This window comes from Ramlibacter sp. JJN2-2R, from assembly GCF_057747835.1.
Map to the genome: position 1 here is coordinate 2,060,689 of NZ_CM173226.1, position 16,965 is coordinate 2,077,653.

The following is a 16,965-nucleotide window of genomic DNA, read 5'->3' on the forward strand; positions in this document are numbered from 1 at the left end:
CCGCATGGCGACCGTCGTTTTTGCGGACCTGGTCGGAAGCACCGGCATCTTCGAGCGCCTCGGCGACGAGACCGCCGGGCGCTTCGTCACGCAGCTCACCACCGCCCTGTCGCGCAGCTTCGAGCAGCACCGTGGCCGCGTCGTCAAGCTGCTGGGTGACGGCCTGTTCGTCACCTTCCCGCAGGAGTCGGACGCCATCGAGGCGTGCATCGGCATCCAGAAGCGCCTGAAGGACACCCCGGTCTATCCCGGCGGCAGCGGCAACCCGGTGCAGATGCAGATGGGCGTGGAATCGGGCGAGGTCGTCGAGATCGAGGGCGACTGCTACGGCGACGCCGTCAACAGCGCCGCGCGCCTGGCCGACCTGGCCGGCGCCGAGCAGATCCTCACCACGCAGCGCGTGCGCGACGCGCTGGGGCCGCAGCAGCAGGGCCAGCTGCGCAGCATCGGCCCGATGTACCTGCGCGGCAAGTCCGAGGCCACCGAGGTGTTCCGCGTGCAGTGGCAGCCCGAGCGCGACGTCGACGCCACCATGATGGGCGCCTCGATGTTCAAGCCCGCGCCCGCGGCGCACCTGGAGCTGGCGGCGCCCGGCCTGGTGCTTCGGCTGGACCCGCGCGGCGCGCCGCTGACGCTGGGGCGCGCCGCCACCGCATCCCTGTCGCTCAACGACTCGCGCGTCTCGCGCGTGCACGCCACCGTCGAATGGCGCGGCGGCCACTTCATCCTGAACGACCAGTCCAGTTTCGGCACCTGGGTCTACGTGGGCGGGCAGGGCGCGCCCATCGTGCTGCGGCGCACCGAGTGCTACCTGGTCGGCCAGGGCCTCATCACGCTCGGCTGCGACCGCGAGGCGGACAACGCGCCGCAGGTCGAATTCACGGTCACGGGCTGAACGGGCGCCGCAAGTGCATCAACGAAAGCTGGGCCGCTACGAGCTGGTTCGCGTGCTCGGCAAGGGCGCCATGGGCGTCGTCTACGAGGCGCTCGATCCCAACCTCGATCGCCGCGTCGCCATCAAGACCATCATGGTCGACGACCTGTCGCCGGACGCGGCGGCCGAGTACGAGCTGCGCTTTCGCACCGAGGCGCGCTCGGCGGCGCGGCTGCAGCACCCCAACATCGTCACCGTGTACGACTCCGGCCGCGACGGCGACACCGCCTTCCTGGTGATGGAGTTCGTCGAGGGCGACGACCTCAAGCAGCACCTCGATCGCGGCGCGCGCTACGCCACCGGCGAGGCCCTGCGCCTGGTCGTCGACCTCCTGGCGGCGCTGGACTTCGCCCACCGCCAGGGCGTCGTGCACCGCGACGTCAAGCCGGCCAACCTGCTGATCGAACCGGGCGGGCGGCTCAAGCTCACCGATTTCGGCGTGGCGCGCATCGCCGGGGAGGCGACCCGCACCCAGGGCAGCATGATCGGCACGCTGAAGTACATGGCGCCCGAGCAGGTGCAGGGGCTGAAGGTCGACACGCGGGCCGACCTGTTCTCGGCCGCCGTCCTGGCCTACCAGCTGCTCACCGGCGCGCGCCCGTTCGACGGCGACAACGATTTCTCCATCATCCACCAGATCATCGGCCACACCCCGACGGCGCCCACCGCGCTGCAGCCGGCGCTTCCCGTGGCCGTCGATGCGGTGTTCGAGCGCGCCCTCGCCAAGAATCGCGACGACCGCTTCCAGAGCGGGGCCGAGTTCTCGGCGGCGCTGCAGGCCGCGCTGCAGGACGTGGCGCAGATCGTCCCCGATTCGCCCACCCAGCCGGGTGCTGCCTCGCCGGCGCCGCGCCGGGCCGACACGGTCCCCGGCGCGACGTTCGACCAGGAGCTGGAACTGGAGTACTGGCGTGCCGTGCGCGACAGCACCGACGCGCGCGAGCTCGAGGGCTTCCTCACGCGATTCCCGCAGGGCATCTATGCCGACCTGGCGCGCCGCCGCCTGCAGCGGCTCGCCGGGTCCGCGGATCCGGACCAGACCATCCTGAACGGGGTGGCGTCGGCGCACGGCGGGGCAGCGCAGGTCGGCGCCGCGCCCACGCGCACTGAGCCGTGCGTGCCGGCATCCTCCACCCAGACCACCGATCCCGGGTCGGCCCCCGCATCGGTATCGGCGCCGGCCCCCGACTCGGCGTCCAACCTCGCATCGGCGCCGAGCCTCGCGTCGGCATCGGCCCTCGAACCGGCATCGGCGCGCCCGGCGGCGTCACCGCCGCCCGTGGCGGCGACCCTGCCGTCCGGCGCCAGGGCGGATGCCGCGCACGACGAGTCGATCGCGCCCGTTCGCGCCGGGCCCCGGCGCAGCGTGTCGCGCTTCCTGTGGTCCGGCCTGGCGGTCGCGGGTGTTGCGTTGGCGGCCGTCTGGCTGGGGCGCCACACGCCGCTGCCGTGGCCCGCGGACGCGCCGGCGCCGATCGCCGCCGCCGATCCCGCGGCCACGTCGCCGGCCCCTGTGATGCCGCCGTCACCCGCGCCGGCACCGGCGCCGGCGGCCCAGGTCGCTGCGACGGTGGCGCCGGCTTCGGAGGCGAGAACGCCGTCGGCGCCCGCCGCCGAATCCAGGCCGGCCAAGGCATCGCCATCCGCCGCAGCCAAGGTGGCCGGCTCGCCCGCGCCGCGCGTCCGGCCGGCGGCGTCGCCGCCGCGCACCGCGTCCGCCGCTTCCGCGCCGCACGTGACGCCGCCCGCCGTGGCGGCCGCGCCCACGCAGCAAGCCGCCCGCCCGCCCGCGCAGGAGGCACCTGCGGCGCGGGCCACCGGCGAGCGCATCGTGCCGCCGTCGGTCACCTGCAAGGACAAGGTGTTCCTGGCGCGCCAGTTCTGCGTCTACAACGAGTGCCAGAAGCCGGGGTACCAAAGCTTCCCGGCGTGCGTGCAGCTGCGCGAGGACGCCAAGCTGCGCGAGGCCGGCAAGTACGGCAACTGACGCCGCGCCGGCGTCAGCTCACGTGCAGGTTGTGCACGCCGAACTGGCCGCGGCGCCGGTCCTCGAAGTAGCGCAGCAGGGTCTCGCGCACGGTCTTGAACGCGATCTCGTCCCACGGGATCTCGTCCTCGGCGAACAGGCGCGCCTCCAGCGTCTCGTGGCCCGGCTCGAAGTCCTCGCTGAGCAGCCGCGCCAGGTAGAACAGGTGCACCTGCCCGACCCGCGGCACGCTGATCACGCTGAGCAGCCCCTGCATCTCCACCTGCGCGCCGGCTTCCTCGTCGGTCTCGCGCGCGGCGCCTTCCAGCGTGGTCTCGCCCAGTTCCATGAACCCGGCCGGCAGCGTCCACTTGCCCCAGCGCGGCTCGATGTTGCGCTTGCACAGCAGCACCTTGTCGCCCCAGTACGGCACGGTGCCGACCACGTTGAGCGGGTTCTCGTAATGGATGGTGCCGCAGGACGGGCAGATCGCGCGCTCGCGCGTGTCGCCGTCGTCCGGCACCCGGTAGGCCACGGCATGGCCGCATTCGCGGCAATGCTTGATGGGGGTGCGGAAGGGCATGCGCTGAGTGTAAACAAGGCATCGGCCGCCTGAAGGACAAAGGGCCCCGCGTCGCCGCGGAGCCCCCTGGCCGGTGCCCGAATCGCTCAGGCCTTGGTCGACTTGGTGTGCTTGTCGATCAGGCTGCGCGCGGTCTCGAGCAGCTTGCGGCCGTCGAAACCGCGCTTGTTCATGTCCTCGACCCATTCCACCTCGAGCTGGCGCGAACGGCGGCGGAACTCCTGCGCCTCGCCCGAGCTGACCGTGAAGATGGTGTTGCCGCGATCGCTGGCGGCCTTGCGGCCGGCCACGTCGCCGGCCTGCTGCACCTTGCCGAGCCAGCCGGAGGTCTGGACCCCCGAGTTGGCGTCGATCACCTTCTTCAGGTCGGGCGGCAGCGAGTTGTACTTGGCCTTGTTCATGGCCATCACGAAGGTCGTCGTGTACAGCGAGCCGCCGGCGGGGTCGAACTCCGCGTGGTACTTGGTGAGCTCATGGACCTTGACCGAGGGCACGACCTCCCAGGGAATGACGCAGCCCTGGATGGTGCCCTTGGACAGGGCGTCGGGGATCTGCGGCAGCGGCATGCCGACCGGCGTGGCGCCCAGCGCGGCCATCAGCTTGGTCACCTGCCGGGTCGGCGCGCGCATCTTGAGGCCGCGCATGTCGGCCACGGTCTTCACGGCCTTCTCGGCGGTGTGGATGACACCCGGGCCGTGCACCTGCAGGGCGATGACCTGAGTGTCCTTGAACTCGTCCGGCGCCATCGTCTGCACGTACTCCCAGTACGCCTTCGAGGTGGCCTCGGCATTGGTCATGATGAACGGCAGCTCGAACACCTCGACACGCGGGAAACGGCCCGCCGTGTTGCCCGGCAAGGTCCAGACCACGTCGACCACGCCGTCGCGGGCCTGGTCGTACAGCTGCACCGGCGTGCCACCCAGCTGCATCGCGGGGTAGCCCTCGAACTTGATGCGGCCGCCCGAATCCTTCTCGACCTTGTCCATCCACGCCTTGTGCATGTTCAGCCACACGTTGGACGTGGGCGCCATGAAGGTGTGGAACTTGAGGGTCACCGTCTGCTGGGCCAGTGCGCCGAGGGCGGGGGCGCCCAGCACGGTCGCGGCGCCGGACTTCAGGAGCGTTCTGCGTTGGATCATGTCGCGGTCCCGGAGGAAGGAAAGGAAGAGCCGACCTTAGCGGGATTTGCCCGCCACGCAACCCGTGCGATCCCGAAGGAGCGCGGGCGCGCGCCTTCGGGAAACCGCTAACCCATGAACCTGACGAGCCAGAGCGCGATGCCGGGGAAGGCGAGCATCAGCGCGATGCGGATGAAGTCGCTGACCAGGAACGGCAGCACGCCGCGGAAGGTCTCGCCCAGCGGAACGCCGCGCGCCATGCCATTGACCACGTAGACGTTCAGGCCCATCGGCGGCACCAGCATGCCGAAGGACACCACCATCAGGATCAGGATGCCGAACCAGAGCGCCAGCGGCTCCTTGGCCATGCCGAAGTCCAGGCTCATCACGAGCGGGAAGAAGATCGGGATCGTCAGCAGGATGATCGACAGTTCCTCCGTCACGGTGCCCAGCACGATGTGCAGCGCGACGATGCCGACCATGATCCAGATCGGCGAGACGTGCCAGCCCGAGACGAGCTGCACCAGTTGCGTCTGCACCTGGCTCAGGGCGAGCGCCGAGTTCATGACGTCGGCGCCGATGAAGATCAGGAAAATCATCGCCGAGCTCTCCGCCGTGGCATAGAAGCAGTGCAGGAACTTCTGCCACGTCATCTCGCGCTTGAGCAGGGCGGCGAGCAAGGCGGCGGCCGCGCCGACCGCGGCGCCCTCGGTGGGCGAGAAGAAGCCGCCATAGATGCCGCCGAACACCAGCACGAACACCAGCGCCAGCGGCAACAGGCCGACCAGCAGCTGCATGTTCATCGGCTGTGGGTTCTGGTCCACCTCGGGCGCGTGGCCGGGCACCAGCCGCACGTAGACGGCGATGACCAGCATGTAGCCGACCATGGCGATGATGCCGGGGATGGTGGCGGCCAGGAACAGCTTGGCGATGTTCTGCTCGGTGAGGATGGCGTAGATCACCAGCGGCACCGAGGGCGGGATGAGGATGCCCAGCGTGCCCGCCGTGGCGAGCGTGCCGGTGGCCAGGCGTCCCGAGTAGCCGTGCCGCTTCATTTCCGGCAGCGCCACGCCGGTGATCGTCGCGGCCGTGGCCACGGACGACCCGCAGATGGCGCCGAAGGCGGCACTGGCCATCACGGCCGCCATCGCCAGCCCGCCGCGCAGGCGACCGACGATCGCCGCGGTGAACTCGAACAGCGACTTGCTGATGCCGCCCTGTGTGGCGAACTGGCCCATCAGGATGAACAGCGGGATCACCGACAGGTCGTAGCTCGCGAAACGGGCGAACGCCATGCTGTTCATGAAGTTCGCGTAGGGCGCCCAGCCGGTCTGCAGCAGGTAGCCGGCCGAGCCCGAGAGGAACATCGCGATGGCGATGGGCGTGCGCAGCGCCATCAGCACGAACATGAGCAGGATGCTCAGGAGGGCGAGGGAGATGCCGCTCATGCCGCCTCCCCGTGCTGCGAGGGCCGGTCGAAGCCGAACACGGCCTGGCGCACCGCGATGACGGCCGTGAGCGCGAAGCCGGGCACCATCGGCGCGTACGCGTACCACTCGGGCACGCCCAGCAGCATGGTGCTGGAGTTGGCGTTGAAGGACGACAGGCCGCCCAGCGCCGCGCGCCAGGCGAGCAGCGCGCAGCAGACGGCCAGGAGCAGGGCGCCGACGCGATCGAGCGCGGCGTTCAAGCGCGGCGGCGCCTTGGCGGTGAAGAAGTCGACCACGATGTTGGCGCGCCGCAGCTGCGCGAGCGGCATGAACAGGCCGACCGCCGCGCCGGTGGCCAGGCCCACCAGTTCGAAGTCGCCGGTGACGGTGCGGCCGATGGTCTCGCGGCCCAGGATGCTGACGCAGGTCAGGCCGATCATGAAGGCGACCAGCGCCCCGGCCAGCAGCGCGCACAGGCGCGCAAGACGTTCCAGCATCCGAATGTCCCCTCCGGCGACCCGCGCCACGTTGTCGTGGCGCGGATGTTAAGTGATCAGCGCGGCCGGCCCGCGGCCGGCGGCGCTCAGGCGACGCGCACGCGCAACTCGGGCAGGCCCGTGACGCCGCCCGCCAGCGTGTCGCCCTGGACCACCGCCGCCACGCCTTCGGGCGTGCCGGTGAAGATCAGGTCGCCGGGCGCGAGCTCCCAGGCGGCGGAGAGGTGCTCGATGATCTCGCCCAGGTTCCAGATCAGCTTGGAGACGTTGCTGCGCTGGCGGTCCTTGCCATTGACCTGCACCCAGATCTCGGCGTTCTCGATGTCGCCCGCCTGGTCGGCCGGCGTCACCGGGCCGGTCGGCGCGGATTGCTCGAACGACTTGCCGATCTCCCAGGGCCGGCCCTGCTTCTTCATCTCGCCCTGCAGGTCGCGGCGCGTCATGTCCAGGCCCACCGCATAGCCCCAGATGTGCTTGCGCGCGTCGGCGGCCTTGATGTTCTTGCCGCCGGTGCCGATGCACGCGACCAGCTCGATCTCGTGGTGCAGGTCCTTGGTCAGGCTCGGGTAGGCGATCGTGCCCGTCTCGCCGGCCGGCACGGCGACCACGGCGTCGGACGGCTTGAAGAAGAAGAACGGCGGCTCGCGGCCGGTGAAGCCCATCTCCTTGGCGTGCTCGACGTAGTTGCGGCCGACGCAGATGACGCGGCGCACCGGGAACCGCTCGCCGCGGCCCACCACGGGCAGGGACACCTGGGCGGGCGGAGTGATGACGAAGCTCATGACAACCTTTCTTCCTTGTGGATGGAGAGGGCGGCCTGCACCGGCCGGTCCGAAAAACTGAACAGCACGCAGCCGGCGCGCGAGCTGAGGCGCGCAGTGTGCCACGAGGGAATGACGAAATGATCGCGCGGGCCGAAGTCGAAGCGCCAGCGCTGCTCGCCCGCTTCGACCTCGACGCTGCCCGTGCCTTCGACCACGCTGTAGACCGCGCCGTCGGTCTGGCGCCAGCCGCGGCCCGCGAAACCGGCGGGCAGCTTCTGCATGAAGGTCGCCATCGTCGGCATCGGGTAGCCCCCGGTCAGCGGGTTGACGTAGCGCAGCTTGACGCCGTCCCAAGGATCGACCGGCGCGTCGCGCTCGAGGCGCTCGAGCGCCTCGCGGCTGCGCTCGTAGGGGTAGCTGAAGATGGGCGAGGTGGCGCCGAATGGCGACTCGTGCCGCACGGGCACCATGTTGTGGCCGTAGCGGGCCAGGCTCGTGCCCTCGGCGCGCGAGACCTCCTGCGAGCGGGCGGCGCCGTTCTCGGCGAAGCCGGCATCGAAGAACCGGATCATCGGGATGTCCAGGCCGTCCAGCCAAACGACGGGTCCGCCCGCGTCGCTGCCGTGGTCGTGCCAGGTCCAGCTGGGGGTGATGATGAAGTCGCCGGGTCGCATCGTCGTGCGCTCGCCGTCGACCGCGGTGTACGCGCCGCTGCCCTCGACGATGAAGCGCAGCGCGCTCTGGGTGTGGCGATGGCTCGGCGCGACCTCGCCCGGCAGGATCAGCTGCAGCCCGGCATAGAGCGACTGCGTCACGGCCGACTGGCCCCGCAGGCCGGGGTTCTCGAGGATCAGGACGCGCCGCACGGCCTCCTCGGCCGTGATCGCCTCGCCGGCCCGCATCAGGAACGGCCGCACCTCGTCGTACTGCCAGTGCGCCGGCACGCAGGGTGTGGCGGGGCGGGGCGGCACAAGCGCATGTAGCACCTCCCACAGCGGGGTGAGGTGGTGCGGGTCCATGTCGCGGTACAGCTGCTGGCGCGCGAGCAGGGTGGCGTCGGGAGCATTCATCGTCGTCTCCTTGGGAGCAGGTCTAGTCCTCGCGGCCGAGCCAGGCGCCTTGCGCCTCCAGCTGGCGCTGCAGGGCCGGCACGTCGACCGAGGCGGCCGCGGTGCCGGCCTGCAAGGCAAGGTGCGCGGCGGCGCCGGCTGCCTCGCCCATCACGAAGCAGGCGCCGGTGACGCGGGCGGCCGACTGCGCCTCGTGCGACATCGACGCGCAGCGGCCGGCGATCCACAGGTTGTCGATGCCCTGCGGCACCGTCATGCGGTAGGGCAGGTGGTTGAAGCCGCGGCTTTCCGGAATCTTCGGCCAGCGGAACTCCACGTCGCCCTTCAGGTGCAGCTCGAGCGGCCAGCCGTTGACGCCGATCGTGTCGGCAAAGCTGGCGCACTCCAGCACGTCGGATTCGGTGAGCTGGTAGTGGCCGCGCACGCGACGGGTTTCGCGGATGCCCACCTGCGGCGCGATGTCCACGATGTACGAGCGCTCGAAGCCGGGCACCTCGCGCAGGAAGCCGGCCACGTCGGCGATCTGCCGCCGGCCCAGCAGCTCGGCCTGCGTGAGTTCGTCGGCGTCGGTGCCGTCCATCGCGTTGCCGTGCGCGTTGGCCAGCTGCGTGAGGTTCACGCGCCATTCGATGCCGCTCTTTTGCGGCCGCACGATCGGCGTCTTGCGCGGGAAGCGGTAGCGGCCCTCGGCCTCGGCCTGCAGCATCAGCCGGGGGATCACCTCCCAGGCCTTGCCGGCGCGCTCGGGATCGATGCCGTTCAGGCGGAACATGGTCGACGGGTAGAGCATGTTGCCGTGCCCGTCGCCCTTGTCGTACGGCACGCCGGCCCAGGCCGCGAGGTCGCCGTCGCCGGAGGCGTCGATGAAGGTGCGGCCGACGATCGCCCGCCGGCCGGACTTGGTCTCGACCAGCAGGGCCTGGATGGCGGTCGGCGACGCCATCAGCACGCCGGCGCCGAGCGCGTGGAACAGCAGGTGCACGCCCGCAGCGGCCAGCAGCTCGTCGGCCGCGATCTTGTAGGCAGCGGTGTCGTAGGCCTGCGCGACCGTCTTGCCGAACAGGGCATGGGGCGTGTTGAGGCCGCCGAGCCGGTCGATGCGGTCGAGCAGCTCCGTGGCCACGCCATGCACCACGCGCCGGATCTGGCCGTGGACGTTGGCGTGCAGGCCGCAGAAGTTGGTGACGCCGGCGGCCGTGCCCATGCCGCCGAGGAAGCCGTAGCGTTCCACGAGGAGCGTGGAGCGGCCGGCCTTCGCCGCCGCGACCGCGGCCGCCATGCCGGCGGGGCCGCCGCCGAGGACCACGACGTCGTACTCGCCATGGATCTCGGTCTGGCGGGCGGGTTCGGTGAGGGTGCGTTCAATCATTCAGATTCAGAGAAAAAGCCTCGTGGGCTCGATGCCTTCGTACATCCACTTCAGGCCCGCGAAGCCGGCCGACTCCTGGCCGCTCTGGAACAGGCGGTTGCGCAGCTCGCGCGCGACGCCGCTCGCATGGTAGATGTCGCCGTAGAAGCGGGCCGTCAGCTGCACGCGCCCGGTGCGCAGGTAGCGCGCCTGCTGGTACAGGCGGAACGCCTGCGCCCAGTCGCCGGCGGTGTGCCGGATGGCCTCGCCGAGCACCACGGCGTCCTCGATCGCCTGGCCGGCGCCCTGGGCCAGGTACTGCAGCATCGGGTGGGCCGCGTCGCCCAGCAGCGTGACGCGGTCCCGGCTCCAGTTGGCCACCGGCTCGCGATCGCACAGCACCCACATCTTCCAGGTCTCGATCTTGCCGAGCAGTTCGCGCACCTGCGGCACTGCCTGGGCGAAGCGTTCGTTCAGTTCCGCCGTGTCGCCGAAGGTGTTCCAGCCTTCGTCGTACTTGTTGCTGTGGAACACGGCCACCAGGTTGAACAGCTCGCCGCGCCGCAGCGGGTAGTGCACCAGGTGGGTCTTCTCGCCGCCCCACAGCAGCACGTCGTCGCTCCACAGGTGGGGCGGCACGTCCTCGCGCCTGAGCACCGCGCGATAGGCGATGTGGCCCGAAACGCGCGGCTTGCCGTCGCCGACGATGGCCTCGCGCACGCGGCTCCACAGGCCGTCGGCGCCGACCAGCGCCGCTCCTTCGAGCACCTCGCCGCCGGCCAGGCGCACGCGCACGACGCGGGTGTCCTGCTCGAAGCTTTCCACCTTGGCACCGGTGCGCAGCGTCACGCTGGGGAGCTGGCGGCAGGCGTCGAGGAAGACCTGGTGCAGGTCCGCGCGGTAGATCACGCCGTAGGGGTAGCCGTAGGCGGCGCGCGCGGTCTCGCCCAGCGGCACGCGCACCACCTTCTCGCCGGTGCGCACGTCGTTCATGCCCAGCCCGGGCGGGAAGAACGCCACCTGCTCGATCGCGCCGGTCAGGCCGAGGTACTCGAACATGCGGAAGATGTTCGGGCCCAGCTGGATGCCGGCGCCGATCTCGCCGAAGGCCGACGACTGCTCGAGCACCGTGACCGGCAGGCCCTGCCGGCCGAGCACGTAGGCGGCGGCCAGGCCGCCGATGCCGCCGCCGGCGACGAGCACGGGTGATGGAGATGACATGGGAGGGAGGCGGTGTCTGCGGGGAAGATGCTAAGCATACATACCATTTCGTGCATCGGCAATGGCCGCCGCTGGCTACACTCGGCCGCATGGCCAAGAGCTTCGACTTCGAGCATGCGCCGGGCCACCTGATCCGCCGCGCCCACCAGGTCGCGGTGGCGGTGTTCATGGAGGAGACCGGCGAGCACGACGTGACGCCGGTGCAGTTCGCCATCCTGAACGCCCTGATCGACGACCCCGGCGAGGACCAGGTCACGCTCGCCGGCAAGGTGGCGTTCGACGCCGCCACGTTCGGCTCGGTCATCGGCCGGCTGGAGGCCAAGGGCTGGGTGCGGCGCGAGCCGGACGCGGCCGACCGCCGGCGCAAGCTGCTGTGGGTCACGCCCGCGGGGGAGCGCGCGGCCCAGGCGATGAAGCGGGCGGTGGTCCGTGCCCAGCGGCGCATCCTCGGCCCGCTGGCGCCGGGCGAGCAACAGCAGCTCATCGACCTGCTCGGCAAGCTCGTCCGCGGGCACCAGGAAGGTGCCTGAGCGGAACGCGTCCTGCAAGCACGTAGGAATCGGTCGGTCGTCCCGCAACCTCAGCCCGGCGTTCAATGGGAACAGGACCTGACGAAAGGACGACCCATGAACAATTCCATCCGTTTCCCGTTCCGGCGCGCCGCCCTGTGCGCCGGCCTCGCCGCCGCGGCGCTCGCCACCGGCTGCGCCGACATGCAGATGCCGCAGATGAGCCCCACGGCGCGCAACACCGCCATCGGCGCCGGCGTCGGCGCGGTGGCGGGTGCCGCGGTCGGCCGTGACGCCAAGGGCGCCGCCATCGGCGCGGGCCTGGGCGCGCTCGGCGGCTACGTCTGGTCGCAGCACATGGAGCAGAAGAAGCAGGCCATGCAGCAGGCCACCGTCGGAACCGGCGTCCAGGTGAGCCAGACGCCCGACAACCAGCTGAAGCTGAACATCCCGAGCGACATCTCGTTCGACACCAACCGTGCCGACATCAAGGCCAACCTGCGTCCGGTGCTCGACCAGTTCGCCACCGGCCTGTCGAACCAGCCCAACACGGAGGTGCGCATCATCGGCCACACCGACAGCACCGGCTCCGACGCGATCAACGATCCGCTGTCGCTGCGCCGCGCCGAGGCGGCGCGCGACTACCTCGCGGCGCGCGGCGTCGACGCGCGCCAGATCGTGGTGGCCGGGCGCGGCTCGCACGAGCCGGTGGCCGACAACACTTCGGACGCGGGCCGGGCCCGCAACCGCCGCGTCGAGATCTTCCTGGGTGAGCGCGCCAACGTGGCGAGCGCGCCGGCCGCCCCGGCCGCGCCGGCTTCGCCCGGCATCCCGGCCCGGCAGGTGCGCTGACGCGCGGCCATCCGGCGTCGCGGCGCTCGCGCCTCAGATGCGCGAGAAGTACTCGCGGCGCTGGAAGTCCGCCTTGTCCTGCGCCTGCTCGTGGCGCAGCAGCTCGGACTGCTTGATCCGGCAGAAGTAATCGGTGAACGCGGCGCCGAAGCCGTCCACCAGCACGGCGTCCGCGCGCAACGCGTCCAGCGCCTCGCCGAGCGAGGTGGGCAGGCGGCTGTCGGCCGTCCCGTAGGGTGCGTCGGTGGCGCGCGTCGGCTCCAGCCCGCGCGCGATCCCGTCCAGGCCCGCGTGCACCTGCGAGGCCAGGTACAGGTACGGGTTGGCGGCGGGCTCGCCGATGCGGTTCTCGATGCGCGTTCCGGTATCGCCGCAGGCACCCACCACCCGAAGCATCGCGCCGCGGTTGTCGCGGCCCCAGAGCACGGACTGCGGCGCCAGCGCGTTGGGGCGGAAGCGGCCGAAGCCGTTGACCGTGGGCGTGCAGTACGCGGCCATCCCCCGCCCGTGCGCGAGCAACCCGGCCAGGTAGTGGCGGCCCAGGTCGCTCAGCGTGTGGCCGGCTTCCGCCGGCGTGCTGCCCTCGGCAGGCGAGTCGCGCATGAACGCATTGCGGCCGGTGCGGGCGTCCACCAGCGACTGGTGCAGGTGCCAGCCGCTGGACATGATCTCGGGGAAGGGCGGCCGGCACATGAACGTGGCGTGGTAGCCGGCGCGGCGCAGCGCCTGCCGCACGCCGTTGCGGAACAGGACCATGTTGTCGGCCGCCGCGAGCGCGTCGGTGGCGTCGAACACCGCCTCCACCTGGCTCGGTCCCAGTTCGACCTCCAGCGACAGCAGCGGCAGCCCCAGCGCCTGCGCCGTGCGCTGCACGATGCGCAGCGGCTCCTCGGCGAGGTCGTACCAGTTCTCCGCCAGCAGGTTGTAGCCAGGGTGGACGAGGACCACCTGCGGCGGCTGGCCGGGCCACGCCGCCAGTTCGGGGTCGAGCGCCGGCGAGTCGCTGGTGATGCGGTAGATGTGGAACTCGACTTCGAGCCCGCAGCGCATGGCCAGGCCCTGCTGCGACAGCCGTGCCAGCGCCTGCTGCAGCACGCGGCGCGTGTCCAGCGGCACGGGCGCGCCATCCTGGAACCACGGCTGCGCGCGCATCCAGCCGGTGGCGGGCGTCCACGGCAGCTGCCGGAAGCTGTCCGGATCGGGCAGCAGCACGAGGTTGCTGGCGAACTCGAAGCCGGGCAGGGTGGCGGTGCCGCCCGGCTCGAACACCTTGAACGCGGTGCGGTCCGAGGTGTCCTTGAGCATCAGCGTGCTGACCATGCCGACGCCCTCGTCCAGCGCCCGCCGCGCCGCTGCGGCGACGAGCGTCTTGCCGCGCGTGACGCCGTGCAGGTCGCACCAGGCGACGCGCACCAGCTCCAGGCCGGCCGCGTCGACCAGGCGGACGGCCTGCTGGGAGGCGAGTTCCCGATCGGCGTCGTGGATGCCGCAGCGTTGCGCGAAGCTGCTCATGCGGTCGCGTCGGCCACGTGGGGGCTGGCCGTCCACGGAGCGCCGTCGCGCTTGGCCTTCGCGCGCTCCTGCCACCAGGCCGGCCAGGTGCCCGCGGGGGCGATGCCGTCGACGGTATCGGGCCCGCGCATCCCGGCGGCCGCGGCGGGATCGGCGGCGCCGGGCGGCGTGCCACCGGCACCGACCGTCTCGATGGCCTGCAGCAGCAGCCGGCGGTTGGCCATGATCACCTTGTCGGTGGTGCCCAGGTGCTCGCGGGTGCGGTCCTGGATCGCGCCCATGCTCTCCACCGCCCACTGGTCGTGCACGTTGATGTCCTCCTCGCCCATGCCCAGGTAGGTCTGCGTGCGCTGTTCGTGCGGATCGAACCCCCAGCCGTTGTGGCGGCCGGACTTGGGGACGTAGTCGGGCAGCGAGATGAACTGCAGGCGCTGGTTGCGCATCGCGGGCCGGTCGACCGGGCCGGCGAAGCTGGTGAAGACCGAATACCAGTAGGTGTGCGTGTCGTCGACCGGCACGTGCATCTGCGTGATGGTGAGGGTCTCGGACAGCGGGATGACGAAGGTGTGCGGAAAGATCGCCTGCGTGATGCGCACGTGTGTCAGTTCCTCCGTCATCGGCCGCAGCGCTGTGAGCTGCAGGCCCCAGGGCCGGGGCTCGAAGCTGATCTCGGGCCGGTGGAACTCGCGCATGATGCGCGTCATCGGCCAGCGCTCGCCGCCGGACGCCTCGCCCGCGCTGGCGCTGCGGAACTGCTTGCCCGCCGGGTTGTCGCCGATGGCGTCCAGCGGCGCGTCGTTCAGGAAGCGGTGCAGGAACGACGGGTGCACCGGATCGATCCCGACCTCGAACGCCTGCAGCCAGTTGCAGTTCCACAGGCCCTTGAACGCGAACGTGTGCGTGGCCGGGGCGACGAAGCAGTCGAACTCGGGGAAGGGCGGCGGCTCGGTGCCGGGCTCGCCGAACCAGCCGAACAGGATGCCGCTGCGCTCGAGCACCGGATAGCTGCGCTGCTGCACCCGCTCGCACAGGCGGCTGCCCACGGGCTCGCCGGGCGTCTCGAGGCAGGCGCCGGCCGTGTCGAATTTCCAGCCGTGGAAAGGGCACCGCAGTCCGTCGCCCTCGTGGCGGCCGAACGCCAGGTCGGCGCCGCGGTGCGGGCAATCGCGATCGAGCAATCCCCAGCGGCCCGCCTCGTCGCGGAACAGGACCAGGTCCTGGCCGAGCACCCGCACCGCCTTGACCGGGCGGCGCGCCATGCGCGGGTCGAGCGCGGGATCGAACTCGTCGACGAGGGCCACCGGCTGCCAGTAGCGGCGCATGACCGCGCCGCAGGGCGTGCCCGGCCCGATGCGGGTGACCAGCTCGTTCTGCTCGGCTTTCATGGGGGCTCCTTGCGCGGCCGTGCGGCCCGTGCGGGGCAGTGTAGCGGCGCGTCGCGCGCGGTTTATCCTTGCCGGCATGAAGCTGCACAACTACTTCCGCTCCTCGGCGTCGTTCCGCGTGCGCATCGCGCTGGAGCTCAAGGGCCTGCCGTACGAGTACCTGCCGGTGCACCTGGTCAAGGGCGAGCACCGCCAGCAAGCCTACGCCGCGGTGTCGCCCTCGGGGCTGGTGCCGACGCTGGTCACCGACGCGGGCGAGCGGCTCGGCCAGTCGATGGCGATCATCGAATACCTGGACGAGACGCACCCGCAGCCGCCGCTGCTGCCGGCCGATCCCGTCGGCCGGGCCCAGGTGCGCGCGCTCGCCCAGCTGATCGCCTGCGAGATCCATCCGCTGAACAACCTGCGCGTGCTCAAGTACCTCACGCGCGAGCTGAAGGTGGACGAGGAGGCCAAGAACACCTGGTACCGCCACTGGGTGCGCGATGGCCTGCTGGCGTTCGAGCGCGAACTCGCGCAGCTGCCGCGCGGCAAGTACTGCTGGGGCGACACGCCGACGCTGGCCGATTGCTGCCTGGTGCCGCAGATCTTCAACGGCAAGCGGTTCAACACCGACTTCTCGGGGCTGGATCGCACGATGGCGGCGTTCGAAGCGTGCATGCAGCTGCCCGCCTTCCAGAAGGCACAGCCGTCCAGCTGCCCGGACAACGAAGGCTGAACGTGGGGGTGCCTGCCGACTGGCTGGTGCCGGACTGGCCCGCGGGCCGCGTCCATGCCGCGTGCTCGACGCGCGAGGGCGGCGTCTCGGCGGGGCCCTATGCGAGCCTGAATCTGGGCGACCACGTGGGCGACGCCGCGCCCGCGGTCGCCACCAACCGCGGCCGCTACCGCGCCGCGGTCGCGGCGCATCCCGTGTTCCTGCGCCAGGTGCACGGCACGGGCGTCGTGCGCCTGTCCGCGTCGACGGCGGACGGCACCGAAGCCGACGCCTGCTGGACCGCCGAGGCCGGCGTGGCGTGCACGATCCTGGTGGCCGACTGCATGCCGGTGCTGCTGGCCGACACCGAGGGCAGGGCCGTCGGCGCCGCGCACTGCGGCTGGCGCGGCCTGGCGCACGGCGCGCTGGAGGCGCTCTGGTCGGCGATGGCGCCCGCGATCGCGGCGGATGCAGGGGCCGCCGCGAATCGCACCGTGGCCTGGCTGGGCCCGTGCATCGGGCCGCGGAACTTCGAGGTCGGGGCGGACGTGCTGGCGGCCTTCACGGCGGGGGATCCCGGCGCGGCGCCGTTCTTCCGGCCGCACGGGGCGGGCAAGTTCCTGGCCGACCTGCCGGCGCTGGCGCGGCGCCGCCTCGCGCGCCTGGGGATCACGCGCGTCTCGGGCAACGACGGCACCGATGGGTGGTGCACCGTCGCGAACCCATCAAGGTTCTTTTCGCACCGGCGCGACCGCATCAGCGGCCGCTTCGCCGCCAGCGTCTGGCTGGCCTGAGCCCGCCGCTTCCCGGTCGCGGCGCTGCGCCTCCTCGCGTGCGCGCAAAGCCTTCTTGCGCGCGGGGGTGGCCATGATGTACATCAGAAGCGCGACGGGCCCGAGCCCGTATAAGAGGAACGTGACGATGGCTCCCAGGACGGTGCCGTTGCTGTTCGTCGCTTCGGCGACGGACATCATCAGCACCACGTAAAGCCAGGCGATCGCGACGAGGTACATGCGGGGGAAGGGGCTGGGAAATGTTGCGGTGCAACATGACGACTGGCATACTTCGGCGAACCCGAA

At 71.3% G+C, this 16,965-nt stretch carries 17 protein-coding genes; 6 read left to right on the forward strand and 11 right to left on the reverse strand.

Annotation, left to right across the window (positions count from 1 at the left end; translation table 11 throughout):
* Nucleotides 1-4 precede the first annotated feature (4 nt).
* Both AC3ANR_RS10170 and AC3ANR_RS10175 read left to right on the forward strand, forming a co-directional pair.
* Complete coding sequence (locus AC3ANR_RS10170) at nucleotides 5-895, forward strand: adenylate/guanylate cyclase domain-containing protein (protein WP_488287996.1); 891 nt, start codon at nucleotides 5-7, stop codon at nucleotides 893-895.
* Between the two features lie 13 nt (nucleotides 896-908).
* Nucleotides 909-2,921 carry a serine/threonine-protein kinase gene (locus AC3ANR_RS10175; RefSeq protein WP_488287997.1) on the forward strand — a complete coding sequence of 671 codons (2,013 nt, stop codon included), beginning with the start codon at nucleotides 909-911 and terminating at the stop codon, nucleotides 2,919-2,921.
* 13 nt (nucleotides 2,922-2,934) lie between these two features.
* Here the strand turns inward: AC3ANR_RS10175 and AC3ANR_RS10180 are convergent, their stop codons facing one another.
* The 8 genes from AC3ANR_RS10180 to AC3ANR_RS10215 form a co-directional block, all read right to left on the reverse strand.
* On the reverse strand, nucleotides 2,935-3,483 hold the full coding sequence (locus AC3ANR_RS10180) for an NUDIX hydrolase (RefSeq protein WP_488287998.1): 549 nt from the start codon (nucleotides 3,481-3,483) through the stop codon (nucleotides 2,935-2,937).
* An 86-nt stretch (nucleotides 3,484-3,569) separates the two neighbouring features.
* The gene (locus AC3ANR_RS10185; protein ID WP_488287999.1) at nucleotides 3,570-4,622 is read right to left on the reverse strand and encodes a TRAP transporter substrate-binding protein; all 1,053 of its coding nucleotides are present in this window, start codon (nucleotides 4,620-4,622) and stop codon (nucleotides 3,570-3,572) included.
* Nucleotides 4,623-4,729: 107 nt separating this feature from the next.
* Nucleotides 4,730-6,049 (reverse strand): TRAP transporter large permease, encoded by a 1,320-nt coding sequence (locus AC3ANR_RS10190; RefSeq protein WP_488288000.1) that lies wholly within the window; start codon nucleotides 6,047-6,049, stop codon nucleotides 4,730-4,732.
* Nucleotides 6,046-6,528 (reverse strand): TRAP transporter small permease, encoded by a 483-nt coding sequence (locus AC3ANR_RS10195; RefSeq protein WP_488288001.1) that lies wholly within the window; start codon nucleotides 6,526-6,528, stop codon nucleotides 6,046-6,048. Before AC3ANR_RS10195 ends, AC3ANR_RS10190 begins: the two co-directional genes overlap by 4 nt.
* A gap of 86 nt (nucleotides 6,529-6,614) precedes the next feature.
* A complete protein-coding gene (locus AC3ANR_RS10200; protein ID WP_488288002.1) occupies nucleotides 6,615-7,310 on the reverse strand; it encodes a fumarylacetoacetate hydrolase family protein in 696 nt (231 codons plus the stop codon).
* Nucleotides 7,307-8,362: a gentisate 1,2-dioxygenase gene (gtdA, locus tag AC3ANR_RS10205; RefSeq protein WP_488288003.1), complete on the reverse strand. Its 1,056-nt coding sequence runs from the start codon at nucleotides 8,360-8,362 to the stop codon at nucleotides 7,307-7,309. Before gtdA ends, AC3ANR_RS10200 begins: the two co-directional genes overlap by 4 nt.
* A gap of 22 nt (nucleotides 8,363-8,384) precedes the next feature.
* On the reverse strand, nucleotides 8,385-9,731 hold the full coding sequence (locus AC3ANR_RS10210; protein ID WP_488288004.1) for an FAD-dependent oxidoreductase: 1,347 nt from the start codon (nucleotides 9,729-9,731) through the stop codon (nucleotides 8,385-8,387).
* Nucleotides 9,732-9,737: 6 nt separating this feature from the next.
* The gene (locus AC3ANR_RS10215; protein ID WP_488288005.1) at nucleotides 9,738-10,931 is read right to left on the reverse strand and encodes a 3-hydroxybenzoate 6-monooxygenase; all 1,194 of its coding nucleotides are present in this window, start codon (nucleotides 10,929-10,931) and stop codon (nucleotides 9,738-9,740) included.
* Nucleotides 10,932-11,020: 89 nt separating this feature from the next.
* On the opposite strand from AC3ANR_RS10215, the gene AC3ANR_RS10220 reads away from it, so the two are divergent.
* Both AC3ANR_RS10220 and AC3ANR_RS10225 read left to right on the forward strand, forming a co-directional pair.
* The gene (locus AC3ANR_RS10220; RefSeq protein WP_488288006.1) at nucleotides 11,021-11,461 is read left to right on the forward strand and encodes a MarR family winged helix-turn-helix transcriptional regulator; all 441 of its coding nucleotides are present in this window, start codon (nucleotides 11,021-11,023) and stop codon (nucleotides 11,459-11,461) included.
* A 96-nt stretch (nucleotides 11,462-11,557) separates the two neighbouring features.
* Complete coding sequence (locus AC3ANR_RS10225; protein WP_488288007.1) at nucleotides 11,558-12,292, forward strand: YiaD family glycine zipper/OmpA-like lipoprotein; 735 nt, start codon at nucleotides 11,558-11,560, stop codon at nucleotides 12,290-12,292.
* A gap of 33 nt (nucleotides 12,293-12,325) precedes the next feature.
* On the opposite strand, the gene AC3ANR_RS10230 is transcribed toward AC3ANR_RS10225, so the two are convergent.
* Nucleotides 12,326-13,804 (reverse strand): glutamine synthetase family protein, encoded by a 1,479-nt coding sequence (locus AC3ANR_RS10230; RefSeq protein WP_488288008.1) that lies wholly within the window; start codon nucleotides 13,802-13,804, stop codon nucleotides 12,326-12,328.
* Nucleotides 13,801-15,189, reverse strand: coding sequence for a Rieske 2Fe-2S domain-containing protein (locus tag AC3ANR_RS10235; RefSeq protein WP_488288009.1), 1,389 nt, complete (start codon nucleotides 15,187-15,189; stop codon nucleotides 13,801-13,803). Before AC3ANR_RS10235 ends, AC3ANR_RS10230 begins: the two co-directional genes overlap by 4 nt.
* Nucleotides 15,190-15,265: 76 nt before the next feature.
* On the opposite strand from AC3ANR_RS10235, the gene maiA reads away from it, so the two are divergent.
* The gene (maiA, locus tag AC3ANR_RS10240; RefSeq protein ID WP_488288010.1) at nucleotides 15,266-15,907 is read left to right on the forward strand and encodes a maleylacetoacetate isomerase; all 642 of its coding nucleotides are present in this window, start codon (nucleotides 15,266-15,268) and stop codon (nucleotides 15,905-15,907) included.
* Nucleotides 15,904-16,680: a peptidoglycan editing factor PgeF gene (pgeF, locus tag AC3ANR_RS10245; protein WP_488291787.1), complete on the forward strand. Its 777-nt coding sequence runs from the start codon at nucleotides 15,904-15,906 to the stop codon at nucleotides 16,678-16,680. Before maiA ends, pgeF begins: the two co-directional genes overlap by 4 nt.
* Here the strand turns inward: pgeF and AC3ANR_RS10250 are convergent.
* Nucleotides 16,612-16,899 carry a hypothetical protein gene (locus tag AC3ANR_RS10250; RefSeq protein ID WP_488288011.1) on the reverse strand — a complete coding sequence of 96 codons (288 nt, stop codon included), beginning with the start codon at nucleotides 16,897-16,899 and terminating at the stop codon, nucleotides 16,612-16,614. The two genes, pgeF and AC3ANR_RS10250, sit on opposite strands and share 69 nt — an antisense overlap.
* Nucleotides 16,900-16,965 lie beyond the last annotated feature (66 nt).